29 protein-coding genes are annotated in these 17839 nt (G+C 68.8%); all 29 read right to left on the bottom strand.

Translation table 11 applies throughout. The annotated features are described in order from the left end of the window. Positions 1-60: 60 nt before the first annotated feature. The 29 genes from rpsK to tuf all read right to left on the bottom strand — a co-directional run bounded on the left by rpsK (position 61) and on the right by tuf (position 17680). On the bottom strand, positions 61-465 hold the full coding sequence (gene rpsK, locus ACYSMR_RS05145) for a 30S ribosomal protein S11 (protein WP_251332975.1): 405 nt from the start codon (positions 463-465) through the stop codon (positions 61-63). Positions 466-556: 91 nt separating this feature from the next. After that, on the bottom strand, positions 557-925 hold the full coding sequence (gene rpsM, locus ACYSMR_RS05150) for a 30S ribosomal protein S13 (protein ID WP_251332974.1): 369 nt from the start codon (positions 923-925) through the stop codon (positions 557-559). Positions 926-1094: 169 nt separating this feature from the next. Continuing rightward, positions 1095-1208, bottom strand: coding sequence for a 50S ribosomal protein L36 (rpmJ, locus tag ACYSMR_RS05155; protein WP_017833320.1), 114 nt, complete (start codon positions 1206-1208; stop codon positions 1095-1097). Positions 1209-1274: 66 nt separating this feature from the next. Next, positions 1275-1496 carry a translation initiation factor IF-1 gene (gene infA, locus ACYSMR_RS05160; RefSeq protein ID WP_017833319.1) on the bottom strand — a complete coding sequence of 74 codons (222 nt, stop codon included), beginning with the start codon at positions 1494-1496 and terminating at the stop codon, positions 1275-1277. Between the two features lie 228 nt (positions 1497-1724). Then, on the bottom strand, positions 1725-2873 hold the full coding sequence (rlmN, locus tag ACYSMR_RS05165) for a dual-specificity RNA methyltransferase RlmN (RefSeq protein ID WP_461747578.1): 1149 nt from the start codon (positions 2871-2873) through the stop codon (positions 1725-1727). Between the two features lie 62 nt (positions 2874-2935). Continuing rightward, entirely contained in the window at positions 2936-3766 is an 831-nt protein-coding gene (gene map / locus ACYSMR_RS05170) for a type I methionyl aminopeptidase (protein ID WP_461747579.1), read from the bottom strand. Between the two features lie 116 nt (positions 3767-3882). Beyond that, positions 3883-4446, bottom strand: coding sequence for an adenylate kinase (locus tag ACYSMR_RS05175; protein ID WP_251332971.1), 564 nt, complete (start codon positions 4444-4446; stop codon positions 3883-3885). Positions 4447-4553: 107 nt separating this feature from the next. Then, positions 4554-5864 carry a preprotein translocase subunit SecY gene (gene secY / locus ACYSMR_RS05180; protein WP_251332970.1) on the bottom strand — a complete coding sequence of 437 codons (1311 nt, stop codon included), beginning with the start codon at positions 5862-5864 and terminating at the stop codon, positions 4554-4556. Positions 5865-6146: 282 nt separating this feature from the next. Next, positions 6147-6623 carry a 50S ribosomal protein L15 gene (gene rplO / locus ACYSMR_RS05185; RefSeq protein WP_251332969.1) on the bottom strand — a complete coding sequence of 159 codons (477 nt, stop codon included), beginning with the start codon at positions 6621-6623 and terminating at the stop codon, positions 6147-6149. 2 nt (positions 6624-6625) lie between these two features. Then, the gene (gene rpmD / locus ACYSMR_RS05190; RefSeq protein ID WP_461747580.1) at positions 6626-6835 is read right to left on the bottom strand and encodes a 50S ribosomal protein L30; all 210 of its coding nucleotides are present in this window, start codon (positions 6833-6835) and stop codon (positions 6626-6628) included. Then, on the bottom strand, positions 6835-7566 hold the full coding sequence (gene rpsE / locus ACYSMR_RS05195) for a 30S ribosomal protein S5 (protein ID WP_461747581.1): 732 nt from the start codon (positions 7564-7566) through the stop codon (positions 6835-6837). Before rpsE ends, rpmD begins: the two co-directional genes overlap by 1 nt. Beyond that, complete coding sequence (gene rplR, locus ACYSMR_RS05200; RefSeq protein WP_251332966.1) at positions 7563-7934, bottom strand: 50S ribosomal protein L18; 372 nt, start codon at positions 7932-7934, stop codon at positions 7563-7565. The genes rpsE and rplR overlap by 4 nt, the downstream gene beginning before the upstream one ends. Before the next feature lie 2 nt (positions 7935-7936). After that, positions 7937-8473, bottom strand: coding sequence for a 50S ribosomal protein L6 (rplF, locus tag ACYSMR_RS05205; RefSeq protein ID WP_251332965.1), 537 nt, complete (start codon positions 8471-8473; stop codon positions 7937-7939). Positions 8474-8496: 23 nt separating this feature from the next. Continuing rightward, positions 8497-8895: a 30S ribosomal protein S8 gene (gene rpsH / locus ACYSMR_RS05210; RefSeq protein ID WP_251332964.1), complete on the bottom strand. Its 399-nt coding sequence runs from the start codon at positions 8893-8895 to the stop codon at positions 8497-8499. A gap of 79 nt (positions 8896-8974) precedes the next feature. Continuing rightward, the gene (gene rplE, locus ACYSMR_RS05215; RefSeq protein ID WP_251332963.1) at positions 8975-9544 is read right to left on the bottom strand and encodes a 50S ribosomal protein L5; all 570 of its coding nucleotides are present in this window, start codon (positions 9542-9544) and stop codon (positions 8975-8977) included. Beyond that, complete coding sequence (gene rplX / locus ACYSMR_RS05220; RefSeq protein WP_251332962.1) at positions 9544-9888, bottom strand: 50S ribosomal protein L24; 345 nt, start codon at positions 9886-9888, stop codon at positions 9544-9546. The genes rplE and rplX overlap by 1 nt, the downstream gene beginning before the upstream one ends. Positions 9889-9890: 2 nt before the next feature. Beyond that, positions 9891-10259 (bottom strand): 50S ribosomal protein L14, encoded by a 369-nt coding sequence (rplN, locus tag ACYSMR_RS05225; RefSeq protein WP_017833306.1) that lies wholly within the window; start codon positions 10257-10259, stop codon positions 9891-9893. Positions 10260-10634: 375 nt separating this feature from the next. Next, positions 10635-10925, bottom strand: coding sequence for a 30S ribosomal protein S17 (gene rpsQ / locus ACYSMR_RS05230; protein WP_308222179.1), 291 nt, complete (start codon positions 10923-10925; stop codon positions 10635-10637). After that, positions 10922-11197: a 50S ribosomal protein L29 gene (gene rpmC / locus ACYSMR_RS05235; RefSeq protein WP_285859579.1), complete on the bottom strand. Its 276-nt coding sequence runs from the start codon at positions 11195-11197 to the stop codon at positions 10922-10924. Before rpmC ends, rpsQ begins: the two co-directional genes overlap by 4 nt. 2 nt (positions 11198-11199) lie before the next feature. After that, positions 11200-11616, bottom strand: coding sequence for a 50S ribosomal protein L16 (gene rplP, locus ACYSMR_RS05240; RefSeq protein WP_058859358.1), 417 nt, complete (start codon positions 11614-11616; stop codon positions 11200-11202). Next, positions 11617-12465, bottom strand: a complete 849-nt coding sequence (gene rpsC / locus ACYSMR_RS05245; RefSeq protein WP_251332961.1) for a 30S ribosomal protein S3 — start codon at positions 12463-12465, stop codon at positions 11617-11619. Beyond that, the gene (gene rplV, locus ACYSMR_RS05250) at positions 12466-12831 is read right to left on the bottom strand and encodes a 50S ribosomal protein L22 (RefSeq protein ID WP_251332960.1); all 366 of its coding nucleotides are present in this window, start codon (positions 12829-12831) and stop codon (positions 12466-12468) included. 53 nt (positions 12832-12884) lie between these two features. Then, complete coding sequence (rpsS, locus tag ACYSMR_RS05255; protein WP_017833300.1) at positions 12885-13166, bottom strand: 30S ribosomal protein S19; 282 nt, start codon at positions 13164-13166, stop codon at positions 12885-12887. Positions 13167-13178: 12 nt separating this feature from the next. Continuing rightward, positions 13179-14018: a 50S ribosomal protein L2 gene (gene rplB / locus ACYSMR_RS05260; protein ID WP_251332959.1), complete on the bottom strand. Its 840-nt coding sequence runs from the start codon at positions 14016-14018 to the stop codon at positions 13179-13181. A 31-nt stretch (positions 14019-14049) separates the two neighbouring features. Beyond that, positions 14050-14355, bottom strand: coding sequence for a 50S ribosomal protein L23 (rplW, locus tag ACYSMR_RS05265; RefSeq protein ID WP_251332958.1), 306 nt, complete (start codon positions 14353-14355; stop codon positions 14050-14052). Beyond that, positions 14352-14975 (bottom strand): 50S ribosomal protein L4, encoded by a 624-nt coding sequence (rplD, locus tag ACYSMR_RS05270; protein WP_251332957.1) that lies wholly within the window; start codon positions 14973-14975, stop codon positions 14352-14354. Before rplD ends, rplW begins: the two co-directional genes overlap by 4 nt. A 4-nt stretch (positions 14976-14979) precedes the next feature. Next, positions 14980-15636, bottom strand: coding sequence for a 50S ribosomal protein L3 (gene rplC, locus ACYSMR_RS05275; protein WP_251332956.1), 657 nt, complete (start codon positions 15634-15636; stop codon positions 14980-14982). A 16-nt stretch (positions 15637-15652) separates the two neighbouring features. Beyond that, on the bottom strand, positions 15653-15961 hold the full coding sequence (rpsJ, locus tag ACYSMR_RS05280; protein ID WP_003803825.1) for a 30S ribosomal protein S10: 309 nt from the start codon (positions 15959-15961) through the stop codon (positions 15653-15655). Positions 15962-16489: 528 nt separating this feature from the next. Beyond that, positions 16490-17680, bottom strand: a complete 1191-nt coding sequence (gene tuf, locus ACYSMR_RS05285) for an elongation factor Tu (RefSeq protein WP_251332955.1) — start codon at positions 17678-17680, stop codon at positions 16490-16492. Positions 17681-17839: the final 159 nt, after the last annotated feature.

The following is a 17839-nucleotide window of genomic DNA, read 5'->3' on the forward strand; positions in this document are numbered from 1 at the left end:
TCCGTTGTCGGCACGCCGACCGGGCCCCGTGTGCCACGGGACCCGGTCGGCGCACTCGCATCAGACGCGGCGGCGCTTCGGCGGGCGGCACCCGTTGTGCGCGCTCGGGGTGACGTCCGAGATGGAGCCGACCTCGAGGCCGGTGGCCTGCAGGGAGCGGATGGCGGTCTCGCGCCCGGAGCCCGGGCCCTTGACGAACACGTCGACCTTGCGCACGCCGTGCTCCTGCGCGCGCTTGGCGGCGGCCTCGGCGGCCATCTGGGCGGCGAACGGGGTGGACTTGCGCGAGCCCTTGAAACCCATCTCGCCGGCGGAGGACCAGGAGAGGACGGCGCCGGTGGGGTCGGTGATGGTGACGATGGTGTTGTTGAACGTCGACTTGATGTGGGCCTGGCCCTGGACGACGTTCTTCTTGTCCTTGCGACGGGGCTTGCGAGAAGCCGCTGCGCGAGTCTTCGGGGGCATGGAGTTCTCCTACAAAGTGTTCAGGAAGAGCGAAGAGTGGTGGTGGGCCGCTCGGGGGACCCGCGGGTCCGGTCGCACGAGCGGCAGCCGGCTACTTCTTCTTGCCGGCGACCGTGCGCTTCGGGCCCTTGCGGGTGCGCGCGTTGGTCTTGGTGCGCTGACCGTGCACCGGCAGGCCGCGACGGTGCCGCAGACCCTGGTAGCTGCCGATCTCGACCTTGCGTCGGATGTCGGCGGCCACCTCGCGGCGGAGGTCGCCCTCGACCTTGTAGTTGCCCTCGATGTAGTCGCGCAGCTCCACGAGCTGGGCATCGGTGAGCTCGCGCACGCGCAGGTTGCCCGAGATGCCGGTGGCCTCGAGGGTTTCGTGCGCGCGGGTGCGGCCCACGCCGTAGATGTAGGTGAGCGCTACTTCCAGCCGCTTCTCACGGGGAAGGTCAACGCCTGCGAGACGAGCCATATCGGCGGTTCTCCTTGTTGTTCTCCAGAGGTCTTGAGCATCGCTGCCCGGTCGCGGACGTCGTGTCCGGCCGCCGGTCCCCGGCCTCTGTACCGGGGGCACCCGCCTGGATCTCTCCGGTCGGGAGCGGTGCCTTCGTCAATCCACTTGCGTGGGACAGGTCGGGGGCTCAGCCCTGACGCTGTTTGTGGCGCGGGTTCTCGCAGATCACCATGACCCGGCCGTTGCGGCGGATCACCTTGCACTTGTCGCAGATCGGCTTCACGCTCGGTTGGACCTTCATCGCATTCCTTCGCGTCGTTCTCTTGAGTGGTGGTGCGTAGGACGGCCGGTTGCCCGACCGCCGGTCCTACTTGTAGCGGTAGACGATACGACCGCGGGTGAGGTCGTACGGGCTCAGCTCCACCACCACACGGTCCTCGGGCAGGATCCGGATGTAGTGCTGGCGCATCTTGCCCGAGATGTGGGCGAGGACCAGGTGACCGTTGTTCAGCTCAACGCGGAACATCGCGTTGGGCAGAGCCTCGACCACAGTGCCTTCGATCTCGATGACTCCGTCTTTCTTGGCCATATCCTCCGCTAACTTCAGGTGCCCCCCGCCGGGGCGACGGGCAGGTTTTCAGGTCTTCCAGTTCGTTAAACGCCGCAACGGACCCGTACGCGTGCACCATCACCGTTCGTGGAGCGGAGAGGGGTCGGCGTGGTCCGAGAAGTGCGGAATCGCTTGAGCACAGACAACCAACAGAACACTCTACGCGGCGGGCGCCCGCGATCGCCCCGCCCGGCGGGGCGGCGACGCTCAGACGGTCGCGGCGAGCTGTCCGCACGCACCGTCGATGTCGGAGCCGCGGGTGTCGCGCACGGTCGTGGGGATCCCGTGGGCGCGCAGCCGCTCCACGAAGTTCTGCTCGACGCCGGGGCGTGAGGCCGTCCACTTGGACCCGGGGGTGGGGTTGAGCGGGATGGGGTTGACGTGCACCCAGCCGGTGCCGCGGGCGTTGAGCTTCTCCCCCAGCAGGTCGGCGCGCCAGCCGTGGTCGTTGATGTCGCGGATGAGCGCGTACTCGACGGACACGCGCCGGCCGGTGGCGTCGTAGTAGTCGCGGGCGGCGTCGAGCGCCTCGTCGACCTTCCACCGGGTGTTGATGGGGATGAGCTCGTCCCGCAGCTCGTCGTCCGGGGCGTGCAGGGACAGGGCGAGCGTGACCGGCAGCTTCTCCTGGGTGAACTTCCGGATGCCGGGCACCAGGCCCACGGTGGACATGGTGATGCCGCGGGCCGAGAGGCCGAGGCCCTCCGGGGACGGGTCGATGAGCCGGTGCACGGCCCCGATCGAGGCCTTGTAGTTGGCCAGCGCCTCCCCCATGCCCATGAACACGATGTTGGACACGCGCAGCGGCTCCTGCTCCGCCCGCCCCACGCGCCCGCCGCGGAGCAGGCGCGCGCCATGCACGACCTGCTCGACGATCTCGGCGGTGGAGAGGTTGCGGGTCAGCCCCGCCTGGCCGGTCGCGCAGAAGGGGCAGTTCATCCCGCACCCGGCCTGGGAGGAGATGCACATCGTCACCCGGTTGGGGTAGCGCATGAGCACCGACTCGACGGTGGCGCCGTCGAAGAGCCGGTGCACGCTCTTGAGCGTGGCCCCCTGGTCCGCCTCGAGGGTGCGCACGGTCGACAGCAGCGGCGGCATGGCCTGGGCGACGAGCTCCTCGCGCCCCTCCGCCGGCAGGTCGGTCATGTCCGCGGCGTCCACGGCGAGCCGGTCGAAGTAGTGCCGGGAGAGCTGGCCGGCGCGGAACGGCTTGTGCCCCAGCTCGGCCAGGAACTCGCGGCGCCCGGCCATGTCGAAGTCGGCGATGTGCCGGGGCGGCTTGCCGCGGCGGGGCGCGGTGAAGGTCAGCTGGCCGGGCTTCGGGCGGACCGTGAGCTCGATGGGTGTCGCGGACACGTGGTTCTCCTCGTGCGGTGGTGGCTCGTGCGGTGGTGGCGCCCGGTCGGGCGGTGGGCCGGTCAGTCCTCGGGGACGGGGACGGGCGTGACGCCGAGAGGCTCCAGCTCGGAGGCGCCGCCGTCCTCGGCGGTCAGCACCCAGATGCCCTCGGTGTGCAGGGCGACGGAGTGCTCCCACTGGCTGGAGCGGGCGCCGTCGGTGGTGACCACGGTCCAGTCGTCGTCCAGCACGCGCGTGCCGATCCCCCCGCGCACGAGCATGGGCTCGATCGCCAGCGCCATCCCGGCCTTCAGCCGGGGCCCGCGGTCGTTGCTGCGAAAGTTGAGGACGTCGGGAGCCATGTGCATCTTGGAACCGATCCCGTGGCCCACGTATTCCTCGAGGATGCCGAAGCGGTGCCCGGAGACCTCGCGCACGTAGTCCTCGACGGCCGCGCCGATGTCGCCCACGTGGGTGCCGGTGGCCACGGCGGCGATCCCGCGCCACATGGCCTGCCGGGTGACCTCGGACAGCTCGGCGTCCGCGGGGTCGGCCCGGCCGAGGAGCACGGTGCGCGCCGAGTCCCCGTGCCAGCCGTCGACGATCGCGCCGCCGTCGATGGAGAGGATGTCCCCCGCGGCGAGCACCTGCTCCCCCGGGATGCCGTGGACGACGACGTCGTTGACCGACACGCACACGGTGGCGGGGTAGCCGAAGTAGCCGAGGAAGTTCGAGGTGGCCCCGTGCTCCTCGAGGACGGAGCGGAACACCTCGTCGAGGGAGGCGGTGGTGGCCCCGGGCACGGCGGCGGCCACGGCGGCGTCGAGGGCGCGCGAGGTCACCACCCCGGCGCGCTGCATGGCGCGCAGCTGGGCGTTGGTCTTGTACTCGATCCGGCGGCGGCCGAACATGCGGTGGTCCTTCCCGTCCGCCGCCCCCGGGAGCCGCGGGCGGACGGTCGTGTGTTAAACGTGAGACCCCCGGGTCGGTCCGGGGGTGTCACGGTGCGGTCAGTGCGGGGCGGCTCTCAGGAGAGCACCGCCATGATGCGGTCGGTGACCTCGTCGACGGACCCGAGCCCGTCGACCTCGCGGACGATCCCGCGCTGGTCGTAGAGGTCGACGACGACGGCGGTCTCGGCGTCGTAGACGTCAAGGCGGTGGCGGATGACGGACTCGGTGTCGTCGGTCCGCCCCTCCTTCTGCGCGCGGCCCAGCAGCCGCTGCACGAGCTCGTCGGTGTCGGCGGTCAGCTGGAGGACGACGTCGAGGTCGTGGCCCAGCTCGGCGAGGATCGAGTCGAGCTCCGTCACCTGCGCGGCGTTGCGCGGGTAGCCGTCGAGCAGGAAGCCGTCGGCGGTGTCGGTCTCCGCGAGGCGGGCGCGCACCATGCGGTTGGTCACGGAGTCGGGCACGAGGTCGCCGGCGTCGATGTAGCCCTTGGCCTCGCGCCCGAGCTCGGTCTGCTCCTTGATGTTGGCCCGGAAGATGTCACCGGTGGAGATCGCCGGGACGCCCAGCTTCTCCGAGATGCGCACGGCCTGGGTGCCCTTGCCTGCGCCGGGGGGGCCGATGATGAGCATGCGGGTCATGGAGTCTCCTTGCGGTCGGTGATGGCTGCGGGCCCAGTCTAGCGGCCGACCCGCGACCGGCCCGGGCCGTCCGGACTCCGCGCGGGCCGGACCGGGCGCCGTCCGGCTCAGCGCAGCAGGCCCTCGTAGTGGCGCTGCTGCAGCTGGGCCTCGATCTGCTTCACGGTGTCCAGGCCCACGCCCACCATGATCAGCAGGGAGGGCCCGCCGAACGGGAAGTTCTGGTTGGCGTCGACCACCACGAGGGCGATCAGCGGGATCATCGACACGATGCCGAGGTACAGGGCCCCCGGGAACGTGATGCGGCTCAGCACGTACTGCAGGTACTTCTCGGTGGGCCGCCCGGCGCGGATCCCCGGGATGAACCCGCCGTAGCGCTTCATGTTGTTGGAGACCTCCTCCGGGTTGAAGGTGATCGACACGTAGAAGTACGTGAAGAACACGATCATCAGGAAGTACAGCGCCATGTAGACGGGGTGGTCCCCGGAGACCAGGTAGGTGTTGATCCAGTTGACCCAGCCGGGGACGTCGCTGCCGTCGTCGGGCATCCCGAACTGGGCGAGCATGCCCGGGAGCATCAGCATCGAGGACGCGAAGATGATCGGGATGACGCCGGCCATGTTGACCTTGAGCGGGATGTAGGTCGTGGTCCCGCCGATCGTGCGGCGGCCCACCATGCGCTTGGCGTACTGGACGGGCACGCGGCGCTGGGACTGCTCCACGAACACGACGCAGGTGATCACCACGAGCCCCACGGCGAGCACGGTGAGGAACACGCCCCACCCCCGGGTGCGCAGGATCTCGCCGAGCGCGGCCGGGAACGTCGCCGCGATGGACGTGAAGATCAGCAGGGACATGCCGTTGCCGACGCCCCGCTCCGTGATCCGCTCGCCGAGCCACATGATGATCGCGGTGCCCGCGGTCATGGTGATGACCATGATGACCACGGTGAGGACCGTGTCGTCCGGGATGATCGGCAGGGGGCAGTTGCCCAGCAGCGCGCCCGAGCGGGCGAGCGAGACGACGGTGGTCGCGTTGAGCAGCGCCAGCCCGATCGTCAGGTAGCGCGTGTACTGGGTGAGCTTGGTCTGGCCCTGCGCCCCCTCCTCGTGCAGCTCCTGGAAGCGCGGGATCACCACGCGCAGCAGCTGCACGATGATGCTCGCCGTGATGTAGGGCATCACGCCCAGGGCGAAGATGGACAGCTGCAGCAGGGCGCCGCCGCTGAAGAGGTTGACCATGTCGTAGACGCCGCCCGTGGTGGTCCCCAGGTCGAGGCACTGCTGCACGTTGGCGTAGTCCACGCCCGGCGCCGGGATGAACGTGCCCAGGCGGTAGAGCACGATGAGGGCGAGGGTGAACCCCAGCTTGCGTCGCAGGTCGGGGGTTCGCAACGCCCGTCCGAAAGCGCTGAGCACATGTCCTCCTAGAGACTGGGTCCGACCGGGATCCGGCCGCGTAGGTGGTGTGGGCGGGAGCTCGGTTCCCGTCCGCGCGCGGGCGGGCACGGACGACTCCGGGCCAAGTCTAGCGAACGCACCGCGCACGGGCCCCCGGCCGGAGGCGCGCGTCGGCGCGGCGGGCCGCGGCGCGAGGGGCGCCGGCCCGCCGGTACGGGTCAGGCCCCGCCCACGCTGGCGTGGACGGGGCCTGACCCGCGCGCCGCGGGACCGGGGCGCGCCCGGTCCCGCGGCCCGCGCTCACAGCGCGGTGGTGCTGCCGCCGGCGGCGGCGATCTTCTCGGCGGCGGAGCCGGAGAAGGCGTGCGCCTTCACGTTGACCGCGACCGCGATCTCGCCGGAGCCCAGGACCTTGACGGGCTGGTTCTTGCGGACCGCGCCCTTGGCCACGAGCGAGTCGACGGTCACGTCGCCGCCCTGCGGGTACAGCTCGGTGAGCTTGTCCAGGTTGACCACCTGGTACTCCACGCGGAACGGGTTCTTGAACCCGCGCAGCTTCGGCAGCCGCATGTGCAGCGGCAGCTGCCCGCCCGCGAAGCCCGCCTTGACCTGGTACCGGGCGCTGGTGCCCTTGGTGCCGCGGCCGGCGGTCTTGCCCTTGGAGCCCTCACCGCGACCCACACGGGTCTTCGCGGTCTTGGCGCCCGGGGCCGGACGCAGGTGGTGCACCTTCAGTGCGTGCACCTTCTCGTTGTTCTCAGCAGTGTTCTCTGCCATGGTTACTTGGCCTCCTCGACCTTGACCAGGTGGGCGACGGTGTTGACCATGCCCGCGGTCACGCCGTCGGCCTTGCGGACGACCACGTTGCCGGGCCGCTTCAGGCCGAGCGAGCGCAGGGTCTCACGCATGTTCTGCTTCTGGCCGACCACGGAACGGATCTGCGTGATCCGCAGCTCCGCGCCGTCGGGCTGGATACGCTTGCCGGACATCAGGCACCTGCCTTCTGGATCGAGCGCAGCAACGGACCGGGAACGACCTCGTCGATGGGCAGGCCGCGGCGCGCCGCGACGGCCGCCGGCTCCTCGAGCTGACGGAGCGCCTCGATGGTTGCGTGCACGATGTTGATCTGGTTCGACGAGCCCAGGGACTTGGAGAGCACGTCGTGGATGCCGGCGCACTCGAGCACGGCGCGGACCGGGCCACCGGCGATCACACCGGTACCCGGGGTGGCCGGGCGCAGCATGACGACACCGGCAGCGGCCTCGCCCTGCACACGGTGCGGGATGGTGCGGTCCTCGATGCGGGGGACGCGGAAGAAGTTCTTCTTCGCCTCCTCGACACCCTTGGAGATCGCGGCCGGCACCTCCTTGGCCTTGCCGTAGCCGACACCGACCATGCCGTTGCCGTCGCCGACGACGACGAGGGCGGTGAAGCTGAAGCGACGGCCGCCCTTGACGACCTTCGACACGCGGTTGATGGTCACGACGCGCTCGAGGAACTTGTCCTTCTCCTCCTCGCGACCGCCGCGGCCACCACGACCGCCGCGCTCACCGCGACCGCCGCGCTCACCGCGACCGCCGCGCTCGCCCCGGCCCCCGCGGTCGCCGCGGGAGTCCTGGGAGCGGTTGGCGTCGGTGCTCTGCTGGGCCCCGGTCGCCTCCGTGGAGGCAGTGCTGGCTTCGGTCACCTGGGTTTCCTTCTCGTTGTTCTGCTCGCTCACAGTGCCAGACCTCCCTCGCGGGCGCCGTCGGCGACGGCCGCCACGCGACCGTGGTACTTGTTGCCGCCGCGGTCGAACACGACGGCCTCGACACCGGCGGCCTTGGCGCGCTCGGCCACGAGCTCGCCCACGCGCTTCGCCTTCGCGGTCTTGTCCGCGTCGGCGCCGCGCAGGTCGGCCTCCATGGTGGACGCCGAGGCGACGGTGACACCCTTGGTGTCGTCGACGACCTGGACGAACATGTGGCGGGCCGAGCGGTTGACCACCAGGCGCGGGCGGGCCGCGGTGCCGGTGAGGTGCTTGCGCACGCGCACGTGGCGGCGGCTGCGGGCGGCAGCCTTGGACTTGCCCTTGATCTTCAGAGCCATGATTACTTACCAGCCTTTCCGGCCTTGCGGCGGATCTGCTCGCCGGCGTACCGCACGCCCTTGCCCTTGTAGGGCTCGGGGGCACGCAGCTTGCGGATGTTCGCGGCGACCTCGCCGACCTGCTGCTTGTCGATGCCGTTGACGGTCAGCCGGTTGACGCCCTCGACCGTGAACGAGATGCCGTCCGGGGCCTTGAAGGTGATCGGGTGGCTGTAGCCGAGGGCGAACTCGAGGTCCTGGCCCTTGGCCGCCACGCGGTAGCCGGTGCCCACGATCTCGAGGCCCTTGCTGTAGCCCTGCGTGACGCCCTGGATCATGTTGGCGATCAGGGTGCGGGTGAGGCCGTGCAGCGAGCGGGACTCCCGCTCGTCGTTCGGCCGGGTGACCGTGAGGGTGCTGTCCTCCAGCACCACGGCGATGGGGCTGGCGACGGTGTGCCGCAGCTCGCCCTTGGCGCCCTTGACGGCGACGACGTTGCCGTCGACCGTGACCTCCACACCGGCCGGCACAGAGATGGGGAGACGTCCGATACGTGACATGTTCTCTTCCTTTCTGTTCCGGATTACCAGACGTACGCGAGGACTTCGCCGCCCACGCCCTTCTTCGCGGCCTGCTTGTCGGTCAGCAGCCCGGAGGAGGTGGACAGGATGGCGATGCCCAGGCCGCCCAGGACCTTGGGGAGGTTGGTGGACTTGGCGTAGACGCGCAGGCCCGGCTTGGAGATGCGCCGGACGCCCGCGATCGAGCGCTCACGGTTGGGGCCGAACTTCAGGGACAGGGTGAGGGTCTTGCCAACCTCGGCCGGCGCCTCCGTCCAGTCCGCGATGTAGCCCTCGGCCTTGAGGATGTCCGCCACGCGGGCCTTGAGCTTGGAGTACGGCATGCTCACGGAGTCGTGGTAGGCGGAGTTGGCGTTGCGCAGACGCGTCAGCATGTCCGCAACAGGATCTGTCATTGTCATTTTGGGGGCACGTGCCCTTCCTCGTCCCGGTTTCCGCCGACGCCGGGGGCGCTCGGTGCGGACCTGGAACGTAGCAGGATTAGTTGGTCTTGAAGGGGAACCCGAGCGCCTTCAGCAGCGCACGGCCCTCGTCGTCGGTCTTCGCGGTGGTGACCACCGTGATGTCCATGCCGCGGACGCGGTCGATCCGGTCCTGGTCGATCTCGTGGAACATGGACTGCTCGGTGAGGCCGAAGGTGTAGTTGCCGTTGCCGTCGAACTGGCGGTCGGACAGACCGCGGAAGTCGCGGATGCGCGGCAGGGCCAGGGTCACCAGGCGGTCGAGGAACTCCCACATGCGGTCGCCGCGCAGCGTGGTGTGCGCGCCGATCGGCATGCCCTCGCGCAGCTTGAACTGCGCGATGGACTTCTTGGCCCGGGTCACGAGCGGCTTCTGGCCGGTGATCGCGGTGAGGTCGCGCACGGCGCCGTCGATGAGCTTGGAGTCCTTGGCGGCGTCACCGACACCCATGTTCACGACGACCTTGACGACGCGCGGGATCTCCATGACGTTGGCGTAGGAGAACTGCTCCTGCAGCGCGGGAACGACGGTCTCCTGGTACTTGGCCTTGAAGCGCGGGGACACGCTGATCTCGGTGGTTTCGCTCATCACAGGTCCTTGCCGGTGCTCTTGGAGACGCGGACGCGGACGGTCTTCTGGCGCCCGTCGCGCTCCACGGTCTCGGTGCGGTAGCCGACGCGGGTCGGCTTCTTGGTCTCCGGGTCCACGAGCGCCACGTTGGACACGTGGATCGGGGCCTCGACCTTCTCGATGCCGCCGGCCTCGCCCTGCATGGAGGCCTTGCGGTGGCGGGTCACGACGTTGATGCCCTCGACGAGCACGCGGGACGTCTCCGGGAACACGCGCAGGACCTTGCCCTGCTTGCCCTTGTTGTCCTTGCTGCCCGAGATGACCTGCACCAGGTCACCGGTCTTGATCTTGAACTTCGCCATGGTCAGAGCACCTCCGGAGCCAGCGAGATGATCTTCATGAACTTCTTGTCGCGCAGCTCGCGGCCCACGGGGCCGAAGATGCGGGTGCCACGGGGGTCCCCGTCGTTCTTCAGGATCACTGCGGCGTTCTCGTCGAACTTGATGTAGGAGCCGTCCGGACGACGGCGCTCCTTCTTGGTACGGACGATGACGGCCTTGACCACGTCGCCCTTCTTGACGTTCCCGCCCGGGATCGCGTCCTTGACGGTGGCGACGATGATGTCGCCGATGCCTGCGTAGCGACGTCCGGATCCACCGAGAACGCGGATGGTCAGGATTTCCTTCGCACCCGTGTTGTCGGCGACCTTCAGTCGCGACTCCTGCTGAATCACTGATTACTCCTGTCGTCACGCCGGTTCCAACACCGATCGAGAGCACGGTGCGGGCCTTGCGGAACAGCTTGTCGGATGATGTGCCCTCCCCCGGCGTCGCACGCCGGACCGGGCCCAGCCCTCCATGCCAGGAGCATCTGAACCCGCCACCAGGTGGCACGGGGGCGCCCTGCACGCGGTCATTATGCGCTGGCACGAAGAGCTGTGGGTCGTACGGGCAGACGAATTGGCCCATACAAGCTCACCAGCCTAGCACAGACCGGAGGGCCTGTGCGCGGCCGGCAACGGACGACGGCCCGCCCCTCGGAGGAGGAGCGGGCCGTCGTGCCGGGGCGGTTCCAGCGGGGCCGGAGCCGCCTGCTTGTCCTGCTTGGCCTACTTGGCCTTCTCGATGATCTCCACGATCCGCCACCGCTTGGTGGCGGACAGCGGACGGGTCTCGGAGATCAGGACGAGGTCGCCGACGCCGGCCGTGTTGGCCTCGTCGTGGGCCTTGACCTTCGACGAGCGGCGGATGACCTTGCCGTACAGGGCGTGCTTGACGTTGTCCTGCAGCTGGACGACGACGGTCTTGTCCATCTTGTCGGAGACCACGTAGCCGCGGCGGGTCTTGCGGTCACCGCGCTCGGCGGCCTGCTCGGCGCCGGTGTTGATCTGCTCGGTCACTTGGCGTCCTCCTCGGAGGTGTTCTCGGCGGTCGTCTCGGCGGACTCGGCCTGGGGCCGGATGCCGAGCTCGCGCTCGCGCAGCACCGTGTAGATGCGGGCGATGTCGCGCTTGACGGCCTTGAGGCGGCCGTTGTTCTCGAGCTGACCGGTTGCGGACTGGAAGCGGAGGTTGAACAGCTCCTCCTTGGCCTTGCGCAGCGCCTCACCCAGAGAGTCGTTGTCGAGGGCCGCGAGGTTCTCGATGTTCAGATCCTTGGATCCAACAGCCATTCTCATTCACCACCTTCGCGACGCACGATACGTGCCTTCATCGGGAGCTTGTGGATCGCCAGGCGCAGGGCCTCGCGTGCGACCTCTTCGGAGACACCGGAGAGCTCGAACATCACGCGGCCGGGCTTGACGTTGGCGACCCACCATTCGGGCGAGCCCTTACCGGAACCCATGCGGGTCTCGGCGGGCTTCTTGGTCAGGGGACGGTCCGGGTAGATGTTGATCCAGACCTTGCCGCCACGCTTGATGTGGCGGGTCATGGCGATACGGGCGGCCTCGATCTGACGGTTCGTCACGTAGGCCGGCGTGAGCGCCTGGATGCCCCACTCGCCGAAGGCGACGGTGGTGCCGCCCTTGGCAGCACCGGACCGCTTGGGGTGGTGCTGCTTGCGGTACTTCACACGACGTGGGATGAGCATTTACTTACCACCCTCTGCGTTGGTCGCCTCGGCGGCCGGGGCCTGCGAGGCGGTGGCGTCGGGACGCTCACGGCGCCCGCCACGGTCGTTACGGTCGGTGCGACGGCGCTCACCGGCGCCGCCGCGGCGCTCCCCGGGGCCGCCGCGGCGGTCGCGGTCGCCGCCGCGGCCACGGGACGGGGCGGCGGCCTGCTGGGCCGCCAGTTCCTTCGAGGTGAGGTCGCCCTTGTAGATCCAGACCTTCACGCCGATGCGGCCGAAGGTGGTCTTGGCCTCGAAGAACCCGTAGTCGATGTTCGCGCGCAGGGTGTGCAGGGGCACACGGCCTTCGCGGTAGAACTCCGAGCGGCTCATCTCGGCCCCGCCGAGGCGGCCGGAGCACTGGATCCGGATGCCCTTGGCGCCGGCGCGCTGCGCCGACTGGATGGCCTTCTTCATGGCGCGGCGGAACGCCACGCGGGAGGCGAGCTGCTCGGCGACACCCTGCGCGACCAGCTGGGCGTCGATCTCGGGGTTCTTGACCTCGAGGATGTTCAGCTGGATCTGCTTGCCGGTGAGCTTCTCGAGCTCGCCGCGGATGCGGTCGGCCTCGGCGCCGCGGCGGCCGATGACGATGCCCGGGCGGGCGGTGTGGATGTCCACCCGCACGCGGTCACGGGTGCGCTCGATCTCGACCTTGGAGATGCCGGCGCGCTCCATGCCCGTGGACATGAGCTGGCGGATCTTCACGTCCTCGCGGACGTAGTCCTTGTAGCGCTGGCCCTCCTTGGTGGAGTCCGCGTACCAGTGCGACACGTGGTCGGTGGTGATGCCCAGCCGGAACCCGTGCGGGTTGATCTTCTGTCCCACTTAGCGGACCTCCTCGATCTCCGGGGTCGCCACGATCACGGTGATGTGGCTCGTGCGCTTGTTGATGCGGAAGGCGCGCCCCTGGGCACGCGGCTGGAACCGCTTCATGGTCGGGCCCTCGTCGACGAAGGCCTCGCTCACGAAGAGCTCCTCCTCCTTGAACGGCCGGCCGTCACGGTCCGCCAGCTGCCGCGCGTTGGCGACGGCCGACTGGAGGACCTTGAACACCGGCTCCGAAGCGCCCTGGGGGGCGAACTTCAGAATCGCCAGAGCCTCATTCGCCTGTTGGCCACGAATCAGGTTGACGACGCGCCGGGCCTTCATAGGCGTCACGCGGATGTAGCGCGCAGATGCCTTGGCTTCCATTGCTTTCCTTCTCTCGTCTTCTCGAAGTGCTCACGCTGCGCGATCCGTGAGGATCAGCGGCGCTTGCCCTTCTTGTCGTCCTTCACATGGCCGCGGAAGGTCCGCGTGGGAGCGAACTCGCCGAGCTTGTGCCCGACCATCGACTCGGTGATGAACACGGGGATGTGCTTGCGTCCGTCGTGCACGGCGATCGTGTGCCCGAGCATGTCGGGGACGATCATCGAGCGGCGGGACCACGTCTTGATGACGTTCTTGGTGCCCTTGTCGTTCTCCTTGGCGACCTTCAGGAAAAGGTGCTGATCGACGAAAGGGCCCTTCTTCAGGCTGCGTGGCATGTGTCAGGCTCCTTAGCGCTTGTTCTTGCCGGTACGACGACGGCGGACGATGAGCTTGTCGCTCTCCTTGTTGGGGCGACGGGTGCGGCCCTCGGGCTTGCCGTTGGGGTTGACCGGGTGGCGGCCACCGGAGGTCTTGCCCTCACCACCACCGTGCGGGTGGTCGACCGGGTTCATGACCACACCACGGACGGTCGGGCGGATGCCCTTCCAGCGGTTGCGGCCGGCCTTGCCCCAGTTGATGTTCGACTGCTCGGCGTTGCCGACCTCGCCGACGGTCGCGCGGCAGCGCACGTCGACGTTGCGGATCTCGCCGGAGGGCAGACGGAGCTGGCCGTACTTGCCCTCCTTCGCGACGAGCTGCACGGACGCGCCGGCCGAGCGGGCCAGCTTGGCGCCGCCGCCCGGGCGCAGCTCGACGGCGTGGATCACGGTGCCGACGGGGATGTTGCGCAGCGGCAGGTTGTTGCCGGGCTTGATGTCGGCACCGGGGCCGGACTCGACGATGTCGCCCTGGGACAGCTTGTTCGGCGCGACGATGTAGCGCTTGGAGCCGTCCACGTAGTGCAGCAGCGCGATGCGCGCGGTGCGGTTGGGGTCGTACTCGATGTGCGCGACCTTGGCGTCGACGCCGTCCTTGTCGTGGCGACGGAAGTCGATGACGCGGTACTGGCGCTTGTGCCCGCCGCCCTTGTGCCGGGTGGTGATGCGGCCGGCGTTGTTGCGCCCGCCCTTCTTGGGCAGCGGCCGGACCAGCGACTTCTCGGGGGTCGTGCGCGTGATTTCTGCGAAGTCGGCAACGGACGAGCCGCGACGGCCCGGGGTTGTCGGCTTGTGCTTGCGGATAGCCATGGTGTCAGTTCCTCGTTAAAGTGGTCTCCGCTCAGGCGAGCGGACCGCCGAAGATGTCGATGGTGCCTTCCTTGAGGGTCACAACGGCACGCTTGGTGCCCTTGCGCTGACCCCAGCCGAAGCGCGTGCGCTTCCGCTTGCCGGCACGGTTGATGGTGTTCACGGACTCGACCTTGACGCCGAAGACCTGCTCGACGGCGTACTTGATCTCGGTCTTGTTCGCGTCGGTCGCCACGAAGAACGTGTAGCGACCCTCGTCGATGAGCCCGTAGGACTTCTCCGAGACGACGGGGGCGATGATGACGTCGCGGGGGTCCTTGATGCTGGTTGCGCTCACTTGGCGTCCTCCTGCTTCTTCTTGCTGGCCGCGGCCACGAAGGACTCGTAGGCGGCCCGGGTGAAGACCACGTCGTCGGAGACCAGCACGTCGTACGTGTTGAGCTGGTCCGCGTAGATGGTGTGGACGTCGGCCAGGTTGCGGATCGACAGGGCGGCCGCGTCGTCCGTGCGGGCCAGGACGACCAGCAGGTTCTTGCGGTCGGTCAGCCCGCGCAGCGTCGCCTGGGCGGCCTTCGTGTTCGGGACGGTGCCCTCGACGATGGACTCCACGACGTGGATGCGGTTGTTGCGCGCCCGGTCGGACAGGGCACCGCGCAGGGCGGCGGCCTTCATCTTCTTGGGGGTGCGCTGGCTGTAGTCGCGCGGGGTCGGGCCGTGCACGACGCCACCGCCGGTCATGTGCGGGGCGCGGATCGAGCCCTGGCGGGCGCGGCCGGTGCCCTTCTGCTTGAAGGGCTTGCGGCCGGCGCCGGAGACCTCGGCGCGGTTCTTGGTCTTGTGCGTGCCCTGGCGGGCCGCGGCCAGCTGAGCGACGACGACCTGGTGCAGCAGCGGCACGTTGGTCTGGACGTCGAAGATCTCGGCGGGCAGGTCGACGTTGACGGTCTGAGTTGCCATGGTGTCAGGCTCCCTTCACTGCGGTGCGGACGAGGACGACCGAACCCTTGGGGCCCGGCAGGGCGCCCTTGATGAGCAGCAGGGAGTTCTCGGCGTCCACGGCGTGAACGGTGAGGTTCTGGGTCGTGTGCCGCGCGTTGCCCATGCGGCCCGCCATGCGCATGCCCTTGAACACGCGAGCGGGGTAGGACGCGCCGCCGATGGATCCCGGCTTGCGGTGGTTCTTGTGGGCACCGTGGGAGGCGCCGACGCCGGAGAAGCCGTGACGCTTCATCACACCGGCCGTGCCCTTGCCCTTGGTGGTGCCGATGACGTCGACCTTCTGGCCGGCCTCGAAGAGCTCGACGGAGAGCTCCTGGCCGAGCTCGTACGACTCGGCGTCGGCCGTGCGCAGCTCGACGACGTGGCGGCGGGGGGTCACGCCGGCCTTCTCGAAGTGACCGGCCAGCGGCTTGGTCACCTTGCGGGGGTCGATCGCACCGTACCCGATCTGCACGGCCGAGTAGCCGTCACGGTCCTGGTTGCGCAGCTGGGTCACGACGTTGGAGTCCGCCTTGACGACGGTCACCGGCACGAACTTCCCGTTCTCGTCCCAGACCTGGGTCATGCCGAGCTTCGTGCCCAGCAGGCCCTTCACCTGGCGTTCGAAAGTGGTAGTCATTGGGATGCGATCCTCTTTACAGCTTGATTTCGATGTTCACGTCGGCCGGCAGGTCGAGCCGCATGAGCGAGTCGACGGCCTTCGGCGTGGGGTCGATGATGTCGATCAGCCGCTTGTGGGTGCGCATCTCGAAGTGCTCACGGCTGTCCTTGTACTTGTGCGGCGAGCGGATGACGCAGTACACGTTCTTCTCCGTCGGCAGCGGCACGGGGCCGACCACCGTGGCGCCTGCGCGCGTCACCGTCTCAACGATCTTCCGGGCCGAGACGTCGATGACCTCGTGGTCATAAGACTTCAGCCGGATGCGGATTTTCTGTCCCGCCATGGCGTCGTGACTCTCTTTCTTCAAGTACTTCCCTGTGACGGAGCTCGCGCTCCTTGTACATGGCGCCGAGGTGCGGGCGCCGCTCCACGCAGGCTGAATCCGGGGAACCCGGGTTCCTCACCCTGCTGGAGCACCGACCCCCGAACTCGGGCGTGTCGCCTCGTGCAGCACACGAGGGCGCACCGGATCCATCTGTCGGGGCGGGCTGTATGTGGTCCGTACGTGGCAGCGTCTCGGGCTGCTGGCCCTCGGTTCTGCTTCGGAGGCCCGTCCTGGGGACTCGCCGGTTCGAACCGCTGAGAGCACACGTCGGCGCTTGAACAACGTCGTCCATCCTGCCAGAGATCCCGGCCCGGTGCAAACGCACGCCTCCCCCGCCGGCGGCGGCAGCGGCGGGGCGCCGGCGCGCCGGGGCCGGCGGCCGCCCGCACGGCCGGCGGCGCGGGCCGTGCGGGCCCGGACGTGCGAGAACCCCCGCCGCGCGAGGCGACGGGGGGTTCTGCCGATCGTCGGTGAGCCCGGGAGGACCTACTTGATGATCTTGGTCACGCGGCCGGAGCCGACGGTGCGGCCGCCCTCGCGGATGGCGAAGCCGAGGCCCTCCTCCATCGCGATCGGCTGGATGAGCGCGACGGTCATCTCGGTGTTGTCACCGGGCATGACCATCTCGGTGCCCTCCGGCAGGGTGATGACGCCGGTGACGTCGGTGGTCCGGAAGTAGAACTGCGGACGGTAGTTCGAGTAGAACGGGTTGTGACGGCCGCCCTCCTCCTTGGAGAGGATGTAGACGTTCGCCTCGAAGTCGGTGTGCGGGGTGATGGAACCCGGCTTGCACACGACCTGACCACGCTCGACGTCGTCACGCTTGAGACCGCGCAGCAGCAGGCCGCAGTTCTCGCCCGCCATGGCCTCGTCCATCTGCTTGTGGAACATCTCGATGCCGGTGACGGTGGTCTTCTGGACCGGGCGGATGCCGACGATCTCGACCTCGGAGTTGATCGGCAGGGTGCCGCGCTCGGCACGGCCGGTCACCACGGTGCCGCGACCGGTGATGGTGAAGACGTCCTCGATCGGCATGAGGAACGGCTTGTCCATCTCGCGGACGGGGTCCGGGACGGACTCGTCCACGGCGTCCATGAGCTCCTCGATCTTGGAGACCCACTCCGGGTCGCCCTCGAGGGCCTTGAGCGCGGAGACGCGCACGACCGGGGCGTCGTCACCGTCGAAGCCCTGGTCGGAGAGGAGCTCGCGCACCTCCATCTCGACGAGGTCCAGCAGCTCCTCGTCGTCGACCATGTCGGACTTGTTCAGGGCCACGAGCAGGTAGGGCACGCCCACCTGGCGGGCGAGCAGCACGTGCTCGCGGGTCTGGGCCATCGGGCCGTCGGTGGCCGCGACCACCAGGATGGCGCCGTCCATCTGCGCCGCACCGGTGATCATGTTCTTGACGTAGTCGGCGTGGCCCGGGGCGTCCACGTGGGCGTAGTGCCGCTTCTCCGTCTGGTACTCGATGTGCGCGATGTTGATGGTGATACCGCGCTGCTTCTCCTCCGGAGCGGAGTCGATGGCGCCGAAGTCGCGCTGCTCGTTGAGGTCCGGGTACTTGTCGTGCAGGACCTTGGAGATGGCAGCCGTGAGCGTCGTCTTGCCGTGGTCGACGTGGCCGATGGTGCCGATGTTGACGTGCGGCTTGGTGCGCTCGAACTTGGCCTTCGCCATGGTTGTTCCTCCTAGAACATGTGTGGAAACTTGCTCAGCATGTCCCCGCCGCGTGGGTTCCGGGGGGATCTGAGGCGATCAGCAGTACTGAAACCTCTGCAAGTCTACGTGGGCTGTGGTTGTTTGATGAAATTCCCGGCCGGAGCCGAGGGGTGGTGC

It is taken from the genome of Kocuria sp. U4B (genome assembly GCF_054875615.1).